This window comes from Salinicola peritrichatus, assembly GCF_003206715.1.
In the GTDB taxonomy this organism is placed as follows: Bacteria; Pseudomonadota; Gammaproteobacteria; order Pseudomonadales; family Halomonadaceae; genus Salinicola; species Salinicola peritrichatus.
On record NZ_PZJU01000045.1, the window covers coordinates 1 to 22,838 of the forward strand.

A 22,838-nucleotide genomic window follows, 5' to 3' on the forward strand; every position below is an offset into this window, starting at 1 on the left:
ACTTGACCACTACAGGGTACGTAGATGATCGCCGAGGTAGGTCACGTCCAGCACCCTGGCAGTGAAGCGGTTGTCACAGGCGGGGTCGCCCTGCTGCACGAGGCTCACCCGCTCCGGTCGCAGCGAAAGCGTGGTTTGTGCCCCCACCCGATCCACCGCGATCGGCTTGGCGGTCACGCTGTCGCCATTGTCCAGACGCACCTTGCAGACCGTCGACTGAAGCTCCACGACCTCGCCCGCAAGGCGGTTGTTCTCGCCGATGAAATAGGCCACGAAGGCATTCTCGGGCTCCTCGTAGAGCGTTTCCGGCGAGGCCAGCTGCTGCACCACGCCATCGTTGAATACCGCGATGCGGTCCGACATGGTCAACGCTTCGGTCTGGTCGTGGGTCACATAGATCATGCTCACGCCGAGATCGGCGTGGATGCGCTTGATCTCGTACTGCATCTCCTCGCGCAGGTTCTTGTCCAGCGCGCCCAGGGGTTCGTCCATCAACACCAGTTCGGGCTCGAACACTAGCGCCCGCGCCAGCGCGACGCGCTGTTGCTGGCCACCGGACAACTGGGCGGGGCGCCGATTACCAAACTCGTCGAGGCGCACCATAGACAGGGCCCGCTGCACTTTCTGCTGGATCTCGTCCTTGGAGAGGTGACGAACCTCGAGCGGAAAGGCCAGGTTCTCAGCCACGGTCATATGCGGGAACAGGGCGTAGTTCTGGAACACCATGCCAATGCCGCGCTTGTGTGGCGGCAGGCCGCTGATCGGCTCGCCCTTGAGGAGGATTTCGCCGTGGGTCGGTGTCTCGAACCCGGCCATCATCATCAGACAGGTGGTCTTACCCGAGCCGGAAGGACCCAGCAGGGTCACGAATTCTCCTTGCCGGATATCCAGATTGAAGCCTTTGACAACCAGTTCGGTGCCATCGTAGCTCTTCTGGACATTGACGAAACGGGCGAAACAGGAGTCTCCCGCTGCCGCGGGCTGGAACGCCTGCGGTTCGGCTTCGAGGGTCTGGGTCATGCACGCTTCCCGCGCAAAAGCGCTATTGTGATTGTTGTGTTTGATCAATCTTACCCAGCCGACAATGAGGCCAACAACCCCGGCATCGAGTAAATAGCGTTGAAAACCAGCACGGCATCAATGTGCAGCACTTCGAAAGTCACCGGTTGGTCGCCCATGAATGGTGACGCAAAAAAACCCGCCGCAGCGGGTTTTCGGTCGATGCCTTCGGGCTGACGAGGGGTTGCAGCAACCCCTAGAGCAATGTCAATCCCCGCTCGAGATCGGCCTTGAGGTCGTCCAGCGTTTCCAGCCCCACGGCGATGCGAATCAGTCCGTCGCGAATGCCGGCGGAGGCGCGTTGCTCGTCGGACAGACGACCGTGGGTAGTGGTACCGGGATGGGTGATCGTCGTCTTGACGTCGCCCAGGTTGCCGGTGATCGACATCACTCGCGTGTTGTCGATGACCTGCCAGGCGCCCGCCTGCCCACCCTTGACCTCGACGCCCATCACGGCACCGAACCCCTGCTGCTGGCGCTTGGCCAGCGCATGCTGGGGGTGGCTCTCGAGCCCGCTGTAGTAGACCCGCTCCACCACCGGCTGCGCTTCCAGCCACTCGGCGAGCGCGATGGCGTTGCGACTGTGGGCCTGCATGCGCAGGCTCAGCGTCTCGAGCCCCTTGAGGAAAATCCAGGCATTGAACGGGCTCATGCACGGACCGCAGGTTCGCACCACGCCGAATAGCTGTTCGAGTTCGGCATCGCGCCCGACCACGGCGCCGCCGATCGCTCTGCCTTGTCCGTCGAGATACTTGGTCGCGGAGTGGATGACCAGGTCGGCGCCCAGGTCGAGCGGCCGCTGCAGCGCCGGGGTGAGAAAGCAGTTGTCGATCGCCAACAGGGCGCCGTGGCGGTGTGCCAGCTCGGCCAGTGCGGCGATATCGACCAGTTCGTTGAGCGGATTCGACGGCGTCTCGGCGAACAGCAGCTTGGTCCTGGGCGTGATCGCCGCTTCCCAGGCAGTCAGGTCATTGAGCTCGACGTAACGCGGCACGATGCCGAACTTGGCCAGATACTTGTCGAACAGCGCGATGGTGGAACCGAACACCGAGCGCGAGACGATCACCTCGTCCCCCGCCTGCAGAAGCGCCAGCGCCGTGGAGAGGATCGCCGCCATGCCGGAGCTGGTAGCGACACAGCGTTCGCCGCCCTCGAGCGCGGCCAGGCGCTGCTCGAAATTGCGCACAGTGGGATTGGTGAACCGGGAATAGACGTTGCCGGGCTCCTCGCCCTTGAACTTGCGTGCCGCTTCCGCCGCGCTGCCATAGACGAAGCTCGAGGTCGGAAAGATCGGCTCGCCGTGCTCCTGCTCGTGGGTGCGGGCGTGACCGGCCCGAATCGCCAGCGTCTCCAGCCCCAATGCTTCCAGTTCGTCGAAACTCATACCAACTCCACTGTTTTCATTCGACAGGTTCTCATTCGACGGGCGGGCGACGTCGACACTCAGTCGTCTTCGCTGTCGTTGTGCAGATCCACCACCGCGTTGACGCTCTCGCGCTTCAGCTTGGCGGCATCGCTGCGCGCCGCCTGCAGTGCCGCGAAGTAGGCGTCGTCGACGTCCCCGGTCACGTAACGGCCATCGAACACCGAGCAGTCGAAATCGTCGAGCGCCGGATTGACCTCACGACAGGCATTCTTGAGGTCCTCGAGGTCCTGGTAGATCAGCCGGTCGGCGCCGATCAGTTCACCGACCTCGGCGTCGCTGCGGCCGTGGGCGATCAGCTCACCGGCGACGGGCATATCGATACCGTAGACGTTAGGATGACGCACGGGCGGTGCGGCAGAGGCGAAGTAAACCTTGTTGGCGCCGGCGTCCCGGGCCATCTGGATGATCTGCTTGCAGGTCGTGCCGCGCACGATGGAGTCATCCACCAGCAGCACGTTCTTGCCCTCGAACTCGCTGGCGATGGCGTTGAGCTTTTGCCGAACCGACTTCTTGCGCTGGGTCTGGCCCGGCATGATGAAGGTCCGGCCGATGTAGCGGTTCTTCATGAAGCCTTCGCGGAAGGTCACGCCGATGTGCTGCGCCAGCTCCAGCGCCGTGGTGCGCGAGGTATCGGGAATCGGAATCACCACATCGATGTCGTGGTCCGGCCACTCGCGCTGGATGCGATCGCCGAGCTTGCGCCCCATCTGCATGCGCGTGCCGTAGACGTAGGCGCCGTCGAGCATCGAATCCGGTCGCGCGAAGTAGACATGCTCGAAAATGCACGGCGTCAGTCGCGGAGCATCGGCGCACTGCTGGGTGTGGATGTTCTTGTCCATGTCGACGAAGATCGCCTCGCCCGGTGCCAGATCGCGCACCAGCTCGAAGCCGCTGACGTCCAGTGCCACCGACTCGGAGGCGATCATCACATCATGCCCTGCGGGAGTCTCACGGGTACCGTAGACCACCGGACGGATGCCATGCGGATCGCGGAAGGCGACCAGGCCGAAACCGTTGATGATCGCCACCGCGGCATAGCCGCCGCTACAGCGGCGATGAACGCGGCGAATGGCGTCGAAGATGTCGTCCGGAGTGAGATGGAGCCCCTGCTTGCCCAGCTCGTGGGCGAACACGTTGAGCAGGACTTCGGAGTCCGACGTGGTGTTGATGTGGCGCAGATCGGACGAGAACAGCTCCTGCTGGAGCTGGTCGGAGTTGGTCAGGTTGCCGTTATGCGCCAGGGTAATCCCGTAAGGCGAGTTGACATAGAACGGCTGGGATTCCGCCTCGCTGGACGAACCGGCGGTCGGATAACGCACGTGACCGATACCGAGGTTGCCCTTGAGCCGCTTCATATGGCGCGTGTGGAAGACGTCACGCACCAGCCCGTTGTTCTTGCGCAGCAGAAAACGACCGTCATCCCAGGTCATCATGCCGGCGGCGTCCTGTCCGCGGTGCTGCAAAACCGTCAGCGCATCATAGATCGACTGATTGACCGCTTCATTGGCCATGAGGCCTACGATACCGCACATGCCGCCTTACCTCGCTTGTTGCACCCGTTCAGGGCGCCGGTTGATCGGCCGGCGTGGCATTGGGTGTCGCCACGCCCTGACCGTCCTGCCTGAATGAAGTCTTGTCGCCGCCGGGCAGCGTCAGCGGTAGCTGACGCATCGCATCCTCGGCCGCGTCGGCGTCGACGTCCCAGCTCTGCAGCTGGACCACGGCCCAGTCGCGCAACGCTTCGAACGATGGCCTGAGCTGGGCCTGCTGCCACGCATGAAGCTGCGACAACGGGGTCAGGCCAATCACCACGGTCGCAATCACCAGGATCGCCGCGCCGCGGGCGACGCCGAAGATCGCCCCGGCCACGCGATTGAAGAAACCCATGCCGACCCACTCGATCGCCGCGTTCAGCAGCCGGATGACGAAGCCGCAGATCATCACCACGACGAAGATCACCAGCACGAAACCCAGCACCAGCCTCGCATCCGGATGCGAGATGTAGGGTTCGAGCAGGTTGCCGATCGGCTCGGCGAAGACCCGCGCCGCCAGCAGCGCCACGATCCAGGCGCCCAACCCCAGCGCCTCCCTTACCAGGCCACGCATGAAACCTGCCAGCATCGAGATCGTCAATACCAGCAGGAAAACGTAGTCGAGCCAGGTCAGGGCCATCAGCTACCCGGCTTGCGAATCAGCAGCCCCTGGATGTTGGCCGCCTGCTTGAGTTCGGCCCGCGCTTTCTCGCCCGCCTCCGAGGAGTCGAAGGGCCCGACGTAGACCGTCGTCAGATTGTTGTCGCGTGGCTGCGAGTACGCCGCGAAACCCTGCTGCTTGAGGTCGGCGGTCAGACGCTTGGCGTTGTCCGGCTGACCGAAACTGCCGACCTGCACGACCCAGCCGCCGTCGCTGCTCGCCGGCGTGCGCTCTGACTGCGCCGGCGCCGGTTCGGGTTCCGGCTCGGGCTGGCGTGCCTGCGCCCGGTCGGACGACTGATTCGACTGACCCTGGCTGGATTGGGCAAGATCGGCGATCGGATCGACGCTTTCACTATCGGCCGGTGGCGCCTGATTGCTGTCCGAGGCGCTAGCGTCGGTGCCACCGAACGAGTCGGCGCTTCCACCGCTCAACTGGTCGCGCGTATCGGGTTCCGGCACCGCATTGTCGCTTTCGCTATCACTTCCGCCGCTGGCGTTACCGGCAACGGAGGCCGGCGGCTCGGGGGACTCGATGATGCGCTGGCGGGTTTCGCCGCCGTCGACCGGTTGCTCGATGACCATCACCGGTTCCGGCCCCTGCTGCCGGGGTTCGGGATCGTCGAAAAGCATTGGCAGGAAGATGGCCCCCAGCGCAACGAGAATGATTGCGCCACTGATGCGTTCACGCCATCCATACTTCATAGGACCTCCTCCGACTCTCGACCGATCATCCCGTGATCGTATTAATGCCTTCGCGCGCGTATAAAAAAGCGCGGCTTCGGGCGCGTGTGCTCAAAGCAACTCGCTTTCCAGCGCTTCCAGCGCCTCGGCCACGGTATGGAACGAACCGCAGACCAATACTTCCTCGCCTTCTTTCAGGCGTGGTGCCAACCACGCCACACCCTCGCCCGGGGAAGCGGCGACCTTCAGCACCTCGGCAGCGCAGCCCGCCAGGGATTCGGCCAGTTCCTCGCCGCTGCGTCCGCGGGGGCCGGACAACCCTACCGCCACCCAGGCATCGACCACCGGGGCCAGGGCAGCGATCAAGGCCTCGGCGTCCTTGTCCTTGAGCACACCGAGCAAGCCGATGCGCCGCGACGGACGCGGGCGCCGCGCCAGCCGCGAGGCGACGTAACGGGCCGCGTGGGGATTGTGGGCCACGTCCAGGCACCACGGCCCCTTCCATTGCAACCGCCCCGGCAGCGAGACCGAAGCCAGCGCCTGGCGCGATGCCTCGGCACGCGGCGCGACGCCGCACAACGCCAATACCTGTAGCGCGACGGCGGCATTGTCGAGCGGCAACCCCGGATCAGGCAAGTTATCGAGGCGATAGGTATTGCCTTCCATCGTTCGACCCTGCCACGCCCAACTGCCGCTATCGGCCTCGCAATGATCGAATTCGCGACCGAGCCAATGATCGGCAACCGCCAGTTCCTCGAGCCGGCGGGACACGCTGGCCGGCAGCTCACGACTGCCGAGCACCGCCGGGTGCCCATGACGCAGGATGCCCGCCTTCTCGTAGCCGATGCCGTCGAGATCGTCGCCCAGGAAATCGGCGTGATCGTGGGCGATGGTGGTGATCACCGCGACGTCGCTGTCGATGACGTTGACCGCGTCCAGCCGACCACCGAGGCCGACTTCGAGTATCGCCAGATGGGGGCGGACTTCGGCAATCGCAAGCAGCGCCGCCAAGGTTCCCGCTTCGAAATAGGTAAGGCTGATGGCTTCGCCGGCCAGGCGAGCCGCCTCGACGCGTTCGAATCCGGCCACCAGCGTGGCATCCTCGGCCGGCTCGCCGTCGAAACGCAGACGCTCGTTGTAGCGCAGCAGATGGGGGGAGGTATAACTGGCCGTGGTCAAACCATGCGCACGCCCCAGGCGTTCGAGCATGGCGACCGTCGAACCCTTGCCGTTGGTACCGGCGACGGTGACGACATGCTCCGCCAGCGGCCGGGCGTACAGCCCCAGCCGCTCGGCGACGGCCGCCACCCGATCGAGCCCCAGCTCGATGGCGACCGGATGCTGACGCTCCAGTCGCGCCAGCCAGTCATCCAGGGTGAGACTCATGAAGTCTGCATGCCTCAGCGGGAGAGTTCCGACTCGTCGGCCAACGGCGAGAAATCGGGCTCGTCGTCGGCGTTCTCGCCCATCGGCGGCTGGTGGGTCAGCTTGCGCAGCACGCTGCCCAGGCGCTCGCGCATTTCGGGTCGCGCCACGATCATGTCGACGGTGCCGTGCTCGAGCAGGAACTCGCTGCGCTGGAAACCTTCCGGCAAGGTCTCGCGCACCGTCTGTTCGATGACCCGTGGCCCGGCGAAGCCGATCAGCGCATTGGGCTCGGCCACGTTGAGATCGCCGAGCATCGCCAGCGACGCCGACACACCGCCGAAGACCGGGTCGGTGAGCACCGAGATATAGGGCACGCCCGCCTGCTTGAGCTTTTCCAGCGCGGCCGAGGTCTTGGCCATCTGCATCAGCGAGAACAGCGCCTCCTGCATGCGTGCACCACCGGAGGCGGCGAAACAGACCAGCGGGATCCGCTCCTCCAGCGCCAGGGTCGCCGCGCGCACGAACTTCTCGCCGACCACGGCCCCCATCGACCCCCCCATGAACGAGAACTCGAACGCCACCGCCACCACCGGCAAGCCGTCGAGGGTGCCGCGCATGGCGATCAGCGCATCATTCTCGTCGGTGGCCTTCTGGGCCGCGGCGAGACGATCCTTGTATTTCTTGGAGTCGCGGAACTTGAGCCGATCGCTCGGCTGCAGGTCGCCGGCGATCTCCTCGCGCCCCTCGGCATCGAGGAACCAGTTGAGACGCTTGCGCGCGGTCAGGCGCAGATGGTGCTGACACTTGGGGCAAACGTTCTGATGCTTTTCCAGCTCGGGGAGATAGAGCACCGATTCACAGCTCGGACACTTGCGCCACAGGCCGTCGGGCACGCTGGCGCGGCGGTCGTTGCGCTGGACGCGGCTCATCGACGGGACGATCTTGTCTAGCCAGCTCATGTCAGGAACGATTCCCTATTACGAAAAACAGAAAGCGAAAAAAGATGATACCAAATCGACGGCACGCCTCAGGAGACCGCCTCGCGATCGAGGGCCTCGCGCATCTCGCCCAGAATCGACTGGAGCGCAGCGGGAATCGAGGCCGGGTCGTCGGCTCGCTCGGCGATCTGGTTGACCAGCACGGTGCCGACGATCACGCCGTCGGCGACCTGGCCGATGGCGGCAGCCGAAGCGCCATCGCGAATGCCGAAGCCGACGCATAGCGGCAGATCGGTCAGGCGGCGCAAGCGGTCGAGCTGTTCACCGACGGCAGCGGCATCCAGCGTTGCGGCCCCGGTCACGCCCTTGAGCGAAACATAGTAGAGATAGCCCTGACCATGGCCGCATATTGTAGCGGCGCGGGCATCCGAGGTGGTAGGCGCGAGCAGGAAGATCGACTGCAGGCCGTGCTCGTCGAACAGCGCCGCATTCTCGTCGATCTCTTCCGGCGGCATGTCGACCACCAGCACGCCGTCGACGCCGGACGCCTGCGCCCGGCGAGCGAAGTCGTCGTAGCCCATACGCTCGATGGGATTGAGGTAGCCCATCAGCACCACCGGCGTTTCGCTGTCGCGCTGACGGAAATCGACGACCATGTCGAGCACATCGACCAGCCGGGTTCCATGTTTCAGCGCCCGCTCGCAGGCCTTCTGGATCACCGGGCCATCCGCCATCGGGTCCGAGAACGGCACCCCCAGCTCGATCACGTCGGCGCCGGCCTCGACGCAGGCGTGCAGGAAGTCGACGGTGTGCGACGGGGCCGGATCGCCCGCGGTGATATAGGGAATCAGTGCCTTGCGCCCTTGGGACTTGAGCGTGGCGAAGCGTTTATCGATGCGATTCATGTCGGCCCCTGAATCAAAATTCGATGCCGTCGATCTTGGCGACGGTATGGATGTCCTTGTCGCCACGCCCGGACAGATTGACGACGATATGCTGATCGGGACGCATCTCGGCGGCCAGCTCCCTGGCATGGGCCAGCGCGTGGGCCGACTCCAGCGCCGGCATGATGCCTTCGACGCGGGTCAGCTCGCGGAATGCCGCCAGCACGTCATCGTCGTTCGCCGCCACGTAGGTCACGCGGCCGACGTCTTTCCACAGTGCGTGCTCGGGGCCGACGCCGGGATAATCGAGACCGGCGGAAACCGAGTGCGTATCGGCGACCTGGCCGCCCTCGTCGGACATCAGATAGGTACGATTGCCGTGCAGCACGCCGCGCGGTGCGTTGGCGGTGAGCGGCGCCGCATGACGGCCGGTGGCCACGCCCTCGCCACCGGCCTCGACGCCGACCATGGCAACCTCGTCGTCTTCGACGAAGGGATAGAACAGGCCCATGGCATTGGAGCCGCCACCGACGCAAGCCACCAGCGCGTCGGGCAGGCGCCCGATCTGCTCGAGCGACTGCCGGCGCGCCTCGCGGCCGATGACCGAGCTGAAATCGCGCACCAGCATCGGATAGGGATGCGGTCCGGCCACGGTGCCGATGATGTAAAAGGTGTCGTCGACGTTGGTCACCCAGTCGCGCAGGGCCTCGTTCATCGCATCCTTGAGCGTGCGCGATCCGGACTCCACCGGCACCACCTTGGCGCCCAGCAGATGCATGCGATAGACGTTGAGCTTCTGGCGCTCGACGTCCTCGGCACCCATGTAGATCTCGCACTTGAGCCCCAGCCGCGCCGCGACCGTCGCCGTGGCGACACCGTGTTGACCGGCGCCGGTCTCGGCGATCACCCGCGGCTTGCCGGACTTCTTGGCCAATAGCGCCTGTCCGATGGTGTTGTTCACCTTGTGCGCGCCGGTGTGATTCAAATCCTCGCGCTTGAGCCAGATCTGCGCTCCGCCGATCTGTCGTGACCAGCGATCGGCATGATAGAGCGGCGACGGCCGACCGACGTAATGCTTCAGGTCGTCGTCGAACTCGGCCTGGAATTCGGGATTGTCCTTGAGGCTGGCATAGATGTTCTCGAGCTCTTCGAGCGCGAAGCTCAGCGTCTCGGAGACAAAACGACCACCGTAAGGACCGAAGTGGCCGCGAGCATCCGGCAGTTGCGTCAAGTCAAAGAATCGGCTCACGGGTGAACCCTCATGGTGTGGCGGTATTGGGTGTCGTAACGAATGATGCCGCAGCGGGCGATGCATCGACCGCACGGACACGCGCGCAGAAAGCGTGAATGCGCTCGGGATCCTTGATCCCCGGCCTCGCTTCGATCCCCCCGGAGACATCCACGGCGTAGGGATGGACCCGGGCAATGGCATCGCCGACGTTGTCCGGCGTCAAACCTCCGGCGAGGATAACAGGTTTTGCCAGATCGCCGGGGATGCGCTGCCAGTCGAAGGTCTCGCCGGTGCCGCCGGGCACGCCGGGCCGGTAGGCATCGAGCAGTAGTGCGCCGGCACCGGCATAGTCCGCCGCGGCACGCTGCAGATCGATGTCGTCGCGCATACGCAGCGCCTTGATCCACGGCTTACCGAAGCGGGCACAGAAGTCGGCCGGCTCGTCACCGTGAAACTGCAGCAGATCGAGGTACGGCAGGCAGGCCTCGACGCTCGCCGCGTCAGGATCGACGAACAGACCGACCCGAGTGACGAACGGCGTCACGCCCGCACTGAGCGAAGCCAGCTGCGGCAGTTCCAGCGCCCTTGCGCTCCCCGCCCACATCACGAAGCCAAGCGCATCGGCGCCGCTGTCGACGGCCGTGGCGATGTCCTGCGCGCGGGTCATGCCACACAGCTTGATACGTACCGGGCTCATGGGCTCAGTTCCTCTGTCGAACGGGCATTCGCCTCGACCACTCTACCGTGGTCGTCAATCCACTTCGGCCACACCCGGCGACGCCGCATCAGCAGCGTATCCGGAATCATGTCGCGATCGCCGGTCCAGTCGCCGAGAAACGCCAGCATCTGCGGCCCCACCGGCTCCTCCGGCAGCGCGAAACGCTCATCGAAGCGTACATCGACGAAATGCAGGCCGCAGGCCGGCGCGGTGACGTTACCCAGCGTGCGGTCCTTGAGCGCCAGCAGGCGTGCCGGATAACCCTCGTCCTCGTCGCCACGCCCCACCGCCACCAGCACGCCGGCGATGTTGCGGATCATGTGATGCAGAAACGCATTGGCCTGCACGTCGATGACGACCAGCGTGCCGTAGCGGTGCACTTCGATGAAGTGTAGATGCCGAATCGGGGTTTTCGATTGGCAGCCGGCGGCGCGGTAGCTGGAGAAATCGTGCTCGCCCACCAGCACCTGGGCGGCCCGATGCATGCGCTCGGCGTCGAGCGGCTCACGACACCAGGTGACGTTATGCCGCTCCATCACCGGCCGCGTGGGCTGATTGAGAATCACGTACCGATAGCGCCGCGCCAGGGCCGAGAAACGCGCATGGAAGTCGTCGGCGACCGGCACCAGCCAGCGGATGGCGATATCTCGTGGCAAGGTGGCGTTGGCACCGAACACCCACGCCTTTTGAGTCCGCGCGACCGGCGCATCGAAATGCACGATCTGGCGGGTGGCATGGACGCCACTGTCGGTGCGCCCGCTGCACAGCACCCGGACCGGCGCAGCGGCGATCTTCGACAGCGCGGCTTCGAGCGTACCCTGCACCGACTCGGCATGGCGCAGCCGCTGCCAGCCGCAATAGCGAGTGCCATCGTACTCGACGCCGAGAGCCAGGCGGCCACTCAGCGGCCGGTTGTCATCCTGCCGGGTAAAAAACGCCATCGAGACCTACAGCGGGAAATCGTTAGGGGCGACTATTATCCCGATGCAGCGACTGGAATTCCACCTCCTCGACATCCCAACCGCTGGGAACGCCGCGATCGCTGTCAGGCTCGCGCTGGCGACGGGCGTGGAGCCCGGATTCGGAACCGGCGCCAGGGACGGGGTGTTCCCCTTGCGTGCGCGCCGTCCGCTCGGGCTCGGCGGCGCTGGTCCCAGCGGCATGAGACAACGGTTCGAGCGCCAGCGAGGCGAAATCGATCTCCGGCATGGCAGTGGAGTTCGGGAGCTCCGGCGGCGGATCGCTCGGCGCGTCCTGCGGAAGGCTCTGCGGCGGGTCGAAATCGAGGGCCGGAGCCTGGTATTCGATGCTGGTCGCCTGCGGAGCGGGTTCGAAATCCCTGTCGGCCGGGCCCGGCGTGTCGAGCCCCGCCCCCGGCCTCACATCGCCGGCCGGCTCGCGAGCGGAGGTGTCGACATGCGTCGGCTCGCCGGCATCGACGACCTCGATTGATACCTCGTGGTGCGCTTGCGGCGCATCGAATAGCGTCTCGGTCCCATCGACATCAGTGGAGTCTTCCACCGATTCGGCCGCGTCCGCGGTGGCTTCCTGCCAACTCTCCTCGACATGGCGCGCACGGTAGTCGTCGACGAGATCCTGAGCCTGCCGGCGCTGCTCCCGAGTCGCCGACTCGCCAAGTCCCGCCAGGGTTTCCTCCATGGCATCCATGTCGCGCAGCTCGCCCAGCATACGGATCAGGCTCAGCCGCAGACGCGGATCGTCTTCCTGGGTCAGGCGCTGACGCAACCAGTCGCGGGCCTCCGCATAGCGTCCATAGGCGATATAGATATCCGCCTGGCTGATCGATGCCGACTCCACGTCCGCCGCGGCAGCCGTCTGACGCCCCGTTTCGCTGCGAGGCGTAGACGCATCGTCCTCGTCGATGACCTGGCGATCCACCACCGGCGCGGTACCGGCCCTGCGCGCACGCCGACGCTGCCAACTCCACAGCAGCAACAGCACGACCAAGGCTGCGCCACCGATCCAAGTCGTCAGGGCCCCGCCCCAATCAGGCAAACGCTGCCACAGCGCGGGCGTAGATGCCGGCGCGGACTTCGGCGACAGGGAAGGCTCCCCGGGTGCGGCGGCGGCCGTCGCCGCGGCTTGGCCCGGTGTCGTTGTCGCGTCGGATGCCGAGGCAGTCGTCGCTGCGGCATGTGACGGCAAGACGCCGTCCGCGCTGCCGTCGTCGTCCGAATTTTCTCGGCGCGGCTCGGCGCTCGGCCGAACGGCTCCGGACACCGCCGCCAGGGATGCCTGAAGCCGATCCCGCTGCGCCTCGAGCGCGGCGATCGTCGCCCGCTGGCGTTCGGTTTCCGCACTCAGCGTCGCCACTCGCTGCTGCAGCGTCACCAGCGCCGGCGAATCCGGCGCCAATGCTGTCGGGGGCGACGATATCGATGCAGACGCTGCCTCGATATCGATGGTCGGGCGATCACCGCTGTCACGGCGAGTGAGTTCGCGCAGACGGGACACCGCCTCGTCCCGGGAAAGCCGTGCGACGACGGCACTCGGCGGTACATGCAATTCGCTGCCGGCACGCAGACGGTCGATGTCATTGGCCATGAAGGCCGCGGGATTGGCCTGATAGAGCGCCAGCATCAGCGACTGACGGCTGATGCCGTCGCGAGGCAGCAGCGAGGTGGCCAGACGCGAAAGCGTGTCCCCACTGCGTACCTGCAGGCGCGATGGCCAGGGCACGGGGCCGGAGGCAAGCGCGGTAGAGAATTCGGGCGATGACGAAGGCACGGCGGCCGGCGGAGCGCTGGGCGTGGGGGCTTGGGTCCGTGCCGAGTTCGCCGTGACGGAGCCCTCGAGCAGCGGCTGCGAACTGGCGTAATCGAGCGGGTCGAACAAGATCGACACCTGGCGTTGCCACTGCCCATCGGGCCAGGTCACCACCAGCAGCAGGTCGACGAAAGGTTCGCGCACGCGACGCGGACTGTCGAGCACCACGGCCAGGCCGTCTGCCCTGCGCTCGACCTTGGCCGACAGGACATCGGCCAGCGCGCTTCGCGTCAGTCCCGCCTGGCGATAAGCGGCGTCATCGGCGATCGAGACCGACACCGCCTCGGGGGTCAGGCCCATGCTGTCGGTCAGCGGCAAGACCACGTGCAGTGGACGGTTGAGCGCCGATATCCGCTGCGGCTCGCCAACGCCCAACGCCTGCGCCGCCGAGGCCAGCACCAGGCAGAGCCCGCCGACGGTGAATAGAAGCCAGTGCCGCATCGTATCCTCGCCTGCGATTGCGCAACGTAACTTTCACGATGATCGACGAATTATTATCGAACTTTAACATCATGTAACATGACTGGATAACAAAAAACCCTGCAAGCGGACGCCTGCAGGGCTGGGCATGGATCGCTCCATGCCGGGTTCAATGCTGTTCGCGTACGATTTGCAGCATCCGCTTGAGCGGTTCGGCGGCGCCCCAGAGCAGCTGGTCGCCGACGCTGAAGGCGGTCAGATACTCGCCGCCCATGGCCAGCTTGCGCAGGCGACCCACCGGGATGGTCAAGGTGCCGCTGACCGCCGCCGGCGTGAGATGCTTCAGCGTCGCGTCCTTGTCGTTGGGCACGACCTGGACCCAGTCGTTGTGCCTCGCCAGGCGATCCTCGATCTCGTCGAGCGGCACGTCCTGCTTGAGCTTGATGGTGAATGCCTGACTATGGGAGCGCATCGCGCCGATACGCACGCAGAGGCCATCGATCGGAATCGGGTTGTCGCCGGTGGCGAGAATCTTGTTGGTCTCGACCCCGCCCTTCCACTCTTCCTTGCTCTGGCCGTTCTCCATCGCCTTGTCGATCCACGGCAGCAAACTGCCGGCCAGCGGCGCACCGAAGTTGTCGATCGGGAAGTCCGCGCCACGCATGGCCGTGATCACCGCGCGATCGATATCCAGGATCGCGCTGGATGGCGTGGCGAGATCCTCCGCCACGGCGGCATTGAGCGTGCCCATCTGCGACAGCAGCTCGCGCATGTGCTTGGCGCCGGAACCGGAAGCGGCCTGATAGGTCATGGAAGTCATCCACTCGACCAGCCCGGCTTCGAACAGTCCGCCGAGCCCCATCAGCATCAGGCTGACGGTGCAGTTGCCACCGACGAAAGTCCTGGCGCCCTTGGCCAGTTGCGCACCGATCACATGGCGGTTGACCGGATCGAGCACGATGGTGGCCTCGTCCGCCATGCGCAGGGTGCTGGCGGCATCGATCCAGTAGCCTTTCCAGCCGGCCTGACGCAGCGGCCGATAGGTCGCATCGGTGTAGTCGCCGCCCTGACAGGTGACGATGACGTCCATCGCTTTCAGCGACTCGATGTCATTGGCATCCTTCAGTGCTGGCACCGAGACTCCGATGTCCGGGCCTGGCTGGCCAGCCTGGGAGGTGGAGAAGAACACCGGTTCCAGCCCGGCGAAATCGTTGTCGTCCAGCATGCGTTGCATCAGCACGGAACCGACCATACCGCGCCAGCCGACGAATCCGACTTTCAACATAGGTGGCGTTTACCCCGAATGGTTATGAGTGAGCTGGACCGGCGCGCCATTCGAGCCTCGAACGGCGCGCCGCCAGTCAGAGAGAGCCATGATTAGCGTATCAGTTTAGCGCATCACGGAAATGCACGCCGAGGCGTCAGCTTTCGGCAAAGGCGGCCAGCACCGCGTCGCCCATCTCGCGGGTGGAGACCTGGCGGGTTCCCGGATAGGCGATGTCCGCCGTGCGCAAGCCCTGGTCCAGCACCTTGCCGACGGCGCGCTCGATGCGATCGGCCAAGGCCGGTTCGCCCAATGAATAGCGCAGCATCATCGCCACCGACAGAATCGTCGCCAGCGGATTGGCCAGGCCCTGACCGGCGATGTCCGGTGCGCTGCCGTGACAGGGTTCGTACATGCCCTGCTGCTTCTCGTTGAGCGACGCCGACGGCAGCATGCCGATCGAGCCGGTGAGCATGGCAGCGGCGTCGGACAGGATGTCGCCGAACATGTTGCCGGTGACCACCACGTCGAACTGCTTGGGTGCGCGCACCAGTTGCATGGCGGCATTGTCGACATACATGTGCGACAGCTCGACGTCCGGATACTCCGCTGCCAGGCGGTTCATCACCTCGCGCCACAGGATGGTGACTTCCAGCACGTTGGCCTTGTCCACCGAGCAGAGCTTCTTGCCCCGCTTCCGGGCCATCTCGAAGGCGACCCGGCCGATACGCTCGATCTCGGATTCGGAGTAGACGTAGGTATTGAAGCCGACTCTTTCCTTGCCATTCTCGCCGTCGCGCTGCTCGATGCCGCGCGGCTGACCGAAGTAGATGCCGCCGGTCAGCTCGCGCACGATCATGATGTCGAGCCCGGACACCACTTCCGGCTTCAACGTCGACGCCTCGGCCAGCTGCGGATAGAGCAGCGCCGGGCGCAGGTTGGCGAACAGATTGAGATTCTTGCGCAGCCCCAGCAAGCCCTTCTCGGGGCGCTTGCTCAGGTCTTCCAGCGTATCCCACTTCGGCCCGCCGACGGCGCCGAGCAGAATGGCATCGGCGGCCTTGGCCTTGGCCAGCGTCGACTCGGGCAACGGGTGGCCTGCGGCGTCGTAACCGGCACCGCCGACCAGCCCCTCTTCCCGCTCGGCGTCGAGCCCGGACTCGCGGCAGGCATCCAGAATCTTGACCGCCTCGGCGGTGATTTCCGGGCCGATACCATCGCCGGGCAGGATCAGAATCTTCTTGGTCATTCGAATTCCTCACTTGGGAAATGCTGAATAAATCGGCGAGCAGGATGAAGCGCAAGGCGCACGGAGCGCAGGAACCGGAGCCTATGGGGGTATAGGTGAGGAATCCGAGCACCGCGCAACGCAGCGATTCGCCTGCGCAGACATTTACGAAGCACTTTCCTTTGTCGCCCACAGCACCAGCATATCGGTGGTGAACGAGCCATCATCGGCGATCTCGAAGGCGTCGCGCACTTCCTGGCCGACCTCGTTCTGCAACTGGCGAATGGCGTCGCGCATGACATCCGGCGTGCGCATGCGTGCGATCCACGTCTCGAAGTCCAGGCGCAGACGCTGACGTGAGCCGGACGTCACCACGAGTCCCGCCTCGCCCACCATTTGCGCCCATTCGCTCGGTGCGTAGTCGCGTACGTGGCTGGTATCGCGCAGCATCTCGACGCTCTGCAGAAAGCTGTCGAAAAGCGGCTGCTCGGACGCCGTGACATCGATGAACGCCGCCACGCCGCCGGGTTTCAGCACGCGCCGAACCTCGCGCAGCGCCAGCCCCAGGTCGCGCCAGTGATGCGCCGAGAAGCGGCTGAACACGGCATCGAAGCTGGCCTCCGCGAACGGCAAAGATTCGGCCACGCCCTGCACCGTGCGGATATTGTCGAAACCACGCTCGGCGGCCGCTTCGGCGACCACTTCGAGCATCCGCGGCGACAGGTCATAGGCAACGACGTCGGCGGCCAGATCGGCGACCTGGAAGCTGACGTGACCCGCCCCGCACCCGAGGTCGAGCACCCGCGCGGCGCCGATGCCGGCAACACGCTCGCGCAGTTGCGTGAACTCCGCTCCCTGGGCATGCACCCGGCTCGACAGGTAGGCCGCCGCCTGGCCACCGAACTGGCGCTCGACGACGGCGCTATGGTCGTTTTGTCCTTTGACGTCAGGCATCGCGGAACAGCCAGGGGTGCGCCTGCCGATGGCGACTCTCGAAGTCACGAATGGCGCCGGACTGCTCGAGCGTCAAGCCGATGTCGTCGAGCCCTTCCAGCAGGCAGTGCTTGCGGAAAGCGTCGACCTCGAACGCGAACGCCTCGCCGCTGGGCGTGATCACCCGCTGGCCCTCGAGATCGATATCGAGGCGATAGCCCTCCTCGGCTTCGGTCTCCCGGAACAGCTTGTCGACCGTTGCTTCGTCCAGCGTGATCAGCAGGATGCCGTTCTTGAACGAGTTGTTGTAGAAGATATCGGCGAAACTCGGCGCGATCACCACGCGGAAACCGTAGTCGTCCAGCGCCCAGGGCGCGTGCTCGCGGGAACTGCCGCAGCCGAAGTTGCGCCGCGCCAGCAGCACCTGCGCACCGCGGTAGCGCGGCTGGTTGAGCACGAAATCCGGATTGAGCGGGCGGCTGGAGACGTCCTGGCCCGGGTAGCCTTCGTCGAGATAACGCAGCTCGTCGAACAGGTTGGGACCGAAACCGGTACGCTTGATCGACTTCAGAAACTGCTTGGGAATGATCAGGTCGGTATCGACGTTGGCGCGATCGAGCGGCGCGACCAGCCCCTGCATGCGTTCGAACTTTTTCATCGTCTGGTCTCCTTTAGGCACTCATCGCATCGGCGCGGTCGTAATCGTACTGCCGAACATCGACGAAATGACCTTCGACGGCGGCAGCGGCGGCCATCGCCGGGCTGACCAGATGCGTGCGTCCACCGTAGCCTTGGCGCCCCTCGAAGTTGCGGTTGGAAGTCGAGGCGCAGCGTTCGCCCGCGCCCAGCTTGTCGGCATTCATCGCCAGGCACATCGAGCAGCCCGGTTCGCGCCATTCGAAGCCGGCCTCGATGAAGATCTTGTCGAGCCCTTCGGCTTCGGCCAGGCGTTTCACCAGTCCGGAACCGGGGACCACCATCGCCAATTCGATGTTGTCGGCGACCTTCCTGCCCTTGACCACCTTGGCGGCCTCGCGCAGATCCTCGATCCGCGAGTTGGTGCAGGAGCCGATGAACACCTTGTCGAGCTGGATGTCGGTGATCTTCTGGCCCGCCGTCAGGCCCATGTAGTCGAGCGCCCGGCTCATGCCTCGCGCGACGGTCTCGTCCTCCACCGCGGCGGGATCGGGCACATTCGCGGAGACGTTGACGACCATCTCCGGGCTGGTGCCCCAGGTAACCTGCGGCTCGATCGCCGCGGCGTCGAGTTCGACCACCTTGTCGAAGACGGCATCGGCGTCGGAAACCAGGTCGCGCCAGGCTTCGACCGCCACCGGCCACTGCTCGGCAGTCGGCGCATAGGGACGGCCGCGCAGGTATTCGATGGTGGTGTCGTCGACCGCGACCAGACCGACGCGGGCGCCCGCCTCGATCGCCATGTTGCAGATGGTCATGCGGCCTTCCATCGAGAGATCGCGGATCGCGCTGCCGGCGAACTCGATCGCGTAGCCGGTGCCGCCGGCGGTGCCGATGCGCCCGATCACCGCCAATACGATGTCCTTGGCGGTGACGCCGAGACCGAGCTTGCCCTCGACGCGCACCTGCATGTTCTTCATCTTCTGCTGGATCAGGCACTGGGTGGCGAGCACGTGCTCGACCTCGGAGGTGCCGATACCGTGGGAAAGCGCGGCGAAGGCGCCATGGGTCGCGGTGTGCGAGTCGCCGCAGACCACGGTCATGCCGGGCAGCGTAGCGCCCTGCTCCGGACCGACCACGTGGACGATGCCCTGACGTTCGTCGTTGATGCGAAACTCCTCGATATCGAAGCTTTCGCAGTTGGCATCCAGCGTCTCGACCTGGATGCGCGAGACGTCGTCGAGAATCCCGGCATTGCCGGCGCTGCGCTCCTTGAGCGTGGTCGGCACGTTGTGATCGGGGGTTGCCAGATTGGCGTCACGCCGCCACGGCTTGCGCCCGGCCAGGCGCAGCCCTTCGAACGCCTGGGGCGAAGTGACTTCGTGCAGCAGGTGGCGATCGATATAGATCAACGCGGAACCGTCGTCGCGCTGGGTCACCAAATGCTGCGCCCACAACTTGTCGTAGAGGGTCTGGCCTGCCATGTGTTCTCTCCTCCGCCGCACCGTCTGGTCAACGCCGCCCGAGAGCTTGCGCCTGCATAACGCGGTTTCGCGGCGTAACGCCTGCAAATCGAAGTACCGGGCGGTACTTCGGCTGATTGGAAAGCCACGATACGACTCCGGCATGCATAAAATCAATTCATCTTGATTATACTTTGGATTCCATAACAGAATGGATGCAACTATTGGACGTGTGGACGAACCATGGACACCCAAAGCCTGCAGGCCTTCATCGCCGTGGCCGACAGCCAGTCGTTCTCGCTGGCCGGGGAGCAGCTGCACCTCACTCAACCGGCCGTCAGCAAGCGCATCGCCACCCTGGAGGTGCAGACCGGGGCCAAGCTGTTCGATCGCATCAACCGCCGCGTCAGCCTGACCGAAGCCGGTCGACTATTGTTGCCGCGCGCGCGGGAAATCCTGCAACTGGTGGACGACAGTCGCCGCCAGCTTCACAACCTGAGCGGCCAGGTCGAGGGCAGCCTGACGCTCGCCACCAGCCACCATGTCGGCCTGCACCGCCTGCCGCCGGTGCTCAAGGCCTACACCCAACGCTATTCCGGTGTCGACCTGGATCTGCGCTTCCTCGACTCCGAGCAGGCCTATCACGGCGTGGTTGCCGGCGAGATCGAGCTTGCCGTCGTCACGCTCTCGCCCCGGCCCGACCCGCAGGTGGAGTCGGTACCGGTATGGATCGACCAGCTGCGCTTCGTCGCCGCGCCGGATCACCCGCTGGCCGCCGAGACCACGCTGCCGCTGGCCAGACTGGTCGACTACCCGGCGGTGCTGCCCGGGCCGCTCACCTTCACCCGCGATATCGTGGTCGGCTCCTTCGCCCGCGCCTCGCTGAACGTCGAGGTGGCACTCTCCACCAATTACCTCGAAACGCTGAAGATGATGGCCGGCATCGGCCTGGGCTGGAGCGTGTTGCCGGAAAGCATGATCGACGACGAGATCGCGGTACTGCCGGTGGATCATCCGCCGATCGAACGCCGCCTGGGCTATCTGGTGCACAAGGAGCGCACGCTCTCCAACGCCGGACGCGCGATGATCGAGGAGCTGGAAGCCGCCAGGTCAGCCAGTGCCGGCAACTGCGACTATGGTTAGGAAACATGGACGTCATCGCGGGAACAGGAGCCACCTCGCATGCCCCAGGGAGAACGGGAGACAACGGAGACCAACACGCCGAACGGCGACGACAATCGTGATGCCCTGCGTCGCGTGGGCCTGATACCGGCGCCGGAATTGCCGGAGCGCATCGCCAGCCGGATTGTCGACGAATTGCCGGAATTGCTCGAGAACCATACCGATGATCGTTATCGATGGCAGGTCGACTGCGTCACCGACCCGCTGATCGGCGCCGACGACGTCACTTCGGATATCGTCGCCCAGGCGGAAAAGCTCAAGCATGACAACGACTGGGACTATGCGGTCTGCATCACCGACCTGCCGCTTTTTCGCACCGGCCGCCTGACGCTGGCCGAAGCCAGCGAAAGCCGCGGCGTCGCGGTGCTGTCGCAACCCGCATTCGGCGCCTCGCCGCTGAGACGCCGCCTGCGCGAGGCGATCCTGCATCTGGTCAACGAGATGCACCATGGCAGCGCCAACGACGATCGCCAGCGCCAGCAGCGGCATCTGGATCGCCGTGCCGAGGCCCGCATCCAGAGCGGCATCCGCAATCGCAGTGCCCGCGACCTGATGGGCTGGAGGCTTTCGGAACGGCTGGTGCCGATTCGGCGTGTCACGCTGGATACCGACGAGCAGGATATCGACGTGCGTTTCGTCGTCAAAGCCCGGCTGCGTGGTCATGTCAAGCTGTTGGTCGGCATGGTGCGCGCCAACCGCCCGTGGACGATTCTGCCCACGTTCCGGCGCATCGTCGCCGTAGCCTTCGCCACCGGGGCCTACGGCTTGATCTTTCCGACCTTGTGGCAGCTCAGCGCCGCCTATGAACCCTACCGCTTCTCGCTACTGATGGTCGCCGCGATCACCGCCATGGTGGTCTGGCTGATCATCGCCCATGGCCTGTGGGAACCGCAGCGCTATACCGGTTCGCCCCGGCTGACGCACTTCTACAACCTGACGACGGTGCTGACGCTGCTGGTAGGCGTGGGCTGTTCGTATGCGATTCTGTTCTTGCTGTTCTTGATCGCGGTGGTGGTCTTCGTCCCCGCCCCGCTGCTGGAAGCGACCATCGGCGAGCCGATCGACTGGCTCAACTTTCCCGCCCTGGCCTGGCTGGCGACCTCGGTCGCCACGGTCGCCGGCGCGCTTGGCGCCAGTCTGGAAAGCGACGAAACGGTGCGCAACGCCACCTACGGCTATCGCCAGCAGTTGCGCCATCGCAAGGTCCGCGAGCGCGAGCAAGCCGCGCGCGAAGCCGACAGCGAGCCGTAAGCCCCGTGAGCGGGAGCCCGCCGTGGAGAGTTTGCCCCCAGCCGGCTCAGCACTGGCCGAGGCGCGGCGTGTCGACGCGAACATCGGCGTTCTGGGCGCGATGGCGCAGCAGGTGATCCATCAGCGTCAATGCCATCATCGCCTCGGCGATCGGCGTGGCGCGAATGCCCACGCAGGGGTCGTGACGCCCCTTGGTGACGACCTCCACCGGCTCGCCGTGAATATCGATCGAGCGCCCCGGCTGGGTGATGCTGGAGGTCGGCTTGAGTGCCAGGTGCGCAACGATCGGCTGGCCGCTGGAGATGCCACCGAGCACCCCGCCTGCGTGGTTGGAGAGGAAGCCTTCCGGCGTCATCTCGTCGCGATGCTCGCTGCCGCGCTGGGTCACGACCTCGAAGCCGTCGCCGATCTCGACGCCTTTCACCGCGTTGATGCTCATCAGCGCATGCGCCAGGTCAGCGTCGAGGCGATCGAATACCGGCTCGCCGAGCCCCACCGGCACGCCTTCGGCAATGACCGTGATCTTGGCACCCACCGAGTCCTGATCGCGGCGCAGCTGGTCCATGTAGGCTTCCAATTCCGGCAGCCTGTCGGGATCGGGACAGAAGAACGGGTTGTCGTCGACGCCATCCCAGGATTTGAAATCGATGGCGATCGGCCCGAGCTGACTCATGTAGCCGCGCACCGTGATGCCATGGCCGGCGAGGTACTTCTTGGCGATGGCGCCGGCGGCGACGCGCATGGCGGTCTCGCGGGCGCTCGAACGCCCGCCGCCGCGATAATCGCGGATGCCGTACTTGTGGTGATAGGTGTAGTCGGCGTGGGCCGGGCGGAAGCGATCGGCGATCTTGGAATAATCCTTGGAGCGCTGGTCGGTGTTCTCGATCACGAGCCCGATCGGCGTGCCGGTGGTTACGCCCTCGAATACGCCGGAAAGAATCCTGACCCGGTCCGGCTCACGGCGCTGGGTGGTGTGGCGCGACGAACCGGGCCGGCGCCGATCCAGATCGCGCTGCAGCTCCGCCTCGTCGAGCGCGAGCCCCGGCGGACAACCGTCGACGATGGCGCCCAACGCGGGGCCGTGGCTCTCGCCGAAGGTCGTGACGGTGAACAGTTTGCCGAAAGTGTTGCCGGACATGCGCAATCCTCAGATAGAAACGGTAAAAAGCCGAAG

20 protein-coding genes are annotated in these 22,838 nt (G+C 65.3%); 2 read left to right on the forward strand and 18 right to left on the reverse strand.

All coding sequences use genetic code 11. The features are described from left to right. Positions 1-9 precede the first annotated feature (9 nt). The 17 genes from DOM57_RS15595 to leuC all read right to left on the reverse strand — a co-directional run bounded on the left by DOM57_RS15595 (position 10) and on the right by leuC (position 19,252). Positions 10-1,020 (reverse strand): ABC transporter ATP-binding protein, encoded by a 1,011-nt coding sequence (locus DOM57_RS15595; RefSeq protein ID WP_110650116.1) that lies wholly within the window; start codon positions 1,018-1,020, stop codon positions 10-12. A gap of 235 nt (positions 1,021-1,255) precedes the next feature. Further along, positions 1,256-2,443: an O-succinylhomoserine sulfhydrylase gene (locus DOM57_RS15600; RefSeq protein WP_110650117.1), complete on the reverse strand. Its 1,188-nt coding sequence runs from the start codon at positions 2,441-2,443 to the stop codon at positions 1,256-1,258. A 59-nt stretch (positions 2,444-2,502) separates the two neighbouring features. Continuing rightward, positions 2,503-4,017 (reverse strand): amidophosphoribosyltransferase, encoded by a 1,515-nt coding sequence (gene purF, locus DOM57_RS15605; protein WP_110650118.1) that lies wholly within the window; start codon positions 4,015-4,017, stop codon positions 2,503-2,505. Between the two features lie 28 nt (positions 4,018-4,045). Next, positions 4,046-4,657, reverse strand: coding sequence for a CvpA family protein (locus DOM57_RS15610; protein WP_110650119.1), 612 nt, complete (start codon positions 4,655-4,657; stop codon positions 4,046-4,048). Next, positions 4,657-5,382, reverse strand: coding sequence for an SPOR domain-containing protein (locus DOM57_RS15615; protein ID WP_110650120.1), 726 nt, complete (start codon positions 5,380-5,382; stop codon positions 4,657-4,659). The genes DOM57_RS15610 and DOM57_RS15615 overlap by 1 nt, the downstream gene beginning before the upstream one ends. 90 nt (positions 5,383-5,472) lie before the next feature. After that, positions 5,473-6,747, reverse strand: coding sequence for a bifunctional folylpolyglutamate synthase/dihydrofolate synthase (locus DOM57_RS15620; RefSeq protein ID WP_110650121.1), 1,275 nt, complete (start codon positions 6,745-6,747; stop codon positions 5,473-5,475). Between the two features lie 14 nt (positions 6,748-6,761). Then, positions 6,762-7,688: an acetyl-CoA carboxylase, carboxyltransferase subunit beta gene (accD, locus tag DOM57_RS15625; RefSeq protein ID WP_239496265.1), complete on the reverse strand. Its 927-nt coding sequence runs from the start codon at positions 7,686-7,688 to the stop codon at positions 6,762-6,764. Between the two features lie 68 nt (positions 7,689-7,756). Then, entirely contained in the window at positions 7,757-8,572 is an 816-nt protein-coding gene (gene trpA / locus DOM57_RS15630) for a tryptophan synthase subunit alpha (RefSeq protein WP_110650122.1), read from the reverse strand. A gap of 13 nt (positions 8,573-8,585) precedes the next feature. After that, on the reverse strand, positions 8,586-9,800 hold the full coding sequence (trpB, locus tag DOM57_RS15635; protein WP_239496266.1) for a tryptophan synthase subunit beta: 1,215 nt from the start codon (positions 9,798-9,800) through the stop codon (positions 8,586-8,588). Between the two features lie 10 nt (positions 9,801-9,810). Next, complete coding sequence (locus DOM57_RS15640) at positions 9,811-10,479, reverse strand: phosphoribosylanthranilate isomerase (RefSeq protein WP_110650123.1); 669 nt, start codon at positions 10,477-10,479, stop codon at positions 9,811-9,813. Continuing rightward, positions 10,476-11,441: a tRNA pseudouridine(38-40) synthase TruA gene (gene truA, locus DOM57_RS15645; RefSeq protein WP_110650124.1), complete on the reverse strand. Its 966-nt coding sequence runs from the start codon at positions 11,439-11,441 to the stop codon at positions 10,476-10,478. Before truA ends, DOM57_RS15640 begins: the two co-directional genes overlap by 4 nt. 22 nt (positions 11,442-11,463) lie before the next feature. Then, positions 11,464-13,728 (reverse strand): FimV/HubP family polar landmark protein, encoded by a 2,265-nt coding sequence (locus DOM57_RS15650; RefSeq protein WP_110650125.1) that lies wholly within the window; start codon positions 13,726-13,728, stop codon positions 11,464-11,466. A gap of 148 nt (positions 13,729-13,876) precedes the next feature. After that, on the reverse strand, positions 13,877-14,992 hold the full coding sequence (gene asd / locus DOM57_RS15655) for an aspartate-semialdehyde dehydrogenase (protein WP_110650126.1): 1,116 nt from the start codon (positions 14,990-14,992) through the stop codon (positions 13,877-13,879). Between the two features lie 136 nt (positions 14,993-15,128). Further along, positions 15,129-16,220, reverse strand: coding sequence for a 3-isopropylmalate dehydrogenase (gene leuB / locus DOM57_RS15660; protein WP_110650127.1), 1,092 nt, complete (start codon positions 16,218-16,220; stop codon positions 15,129-15,131). A 144-nt stretch (positions 16,221-16,364) separates the two neighbouring features. Next, positions 16,365-17,153, reverse strand: coding sequence for a class I SAM-dependent methyltransferase (locus DOM57_RS15665; RefSeq protein WP_110650128.1), 789 nt, complete (start codon positions 17,151-17,153; stop codon positions 16,365-16,367). Then, the gene (leuD, locus tag DOM57_RS15670) at positions 17,146-17,790 is read right to left on the reverse strand and encodes a 3-isopropylmalate dehydratase small subunit (protein ID WP_110650129.1); all 645 of its coding nucleotides are present in this window, start codon (positions 17,788-17,790) and stop codon (positions 17,146-17,148) included. The genes DOM57_RS15665 and leuD overlap by 8 nt, the downstream gene beginning before the upstream one ends. Before the next feature lie 13 nt (positions 17,791-17,803). Continuing rightward, positions 17,804-19,252 carry a 3-isopropylmalate dehydratase large subunit gene (leuC, locus tag DOM57_RS15675; protein ID WP_110650130.1) on the reverse strand — a complete coding sequence of 483 codons (1,449 nt, stop codon included), beginning with the start codon at positions 19,250-19,252 and terminating at the stop codon, positions 17,804-17,806. Between the two features lie 222 nt (positions 19,253-19,474). Between leuC and DOM57_RS15680 the strand changes: the two genes are divergently transcribed. Continuing rightward, complete coding sequence (locus DOM57_RS15680; protein ID WP_110650131.1) at positions 19,475-20,374, forward strand: LysR family transcriptional regulator; 900 nt, start codon at positions 19,475-19,477, stop codon at positions 20,372-20,374. 39 nt (positions 20,375-20,413) lie between these two features. Then, positions 20,414-21,664, forward strand: coding sequence for an MFS transporter (locus DOM57_RS15685; protein WP_110650132.1), 1,251 nt, complete (start codon positions 20,414-20,416; stop codon positions 21,662-21,664). A 46-nt stretch (positions 21,665-21,710) separates the two neighbouring features. Here the strand turns inward: DOM57_RS15685 and aroC are convergent, their stop codons facing one another. Further along, positions 21,711-22,802, reverse strand: a complete 1,092-nt coding sequence (gene aroC, locus DOM57_RS15690) for a chorismate synthase (RefSeq protein WP_110650133.1) — start codon at positions 22,800-22,802, stop codon at positions 21,711-21,713. Positions 22,803-22,838 lie beyond the last annotated feature (36 nt).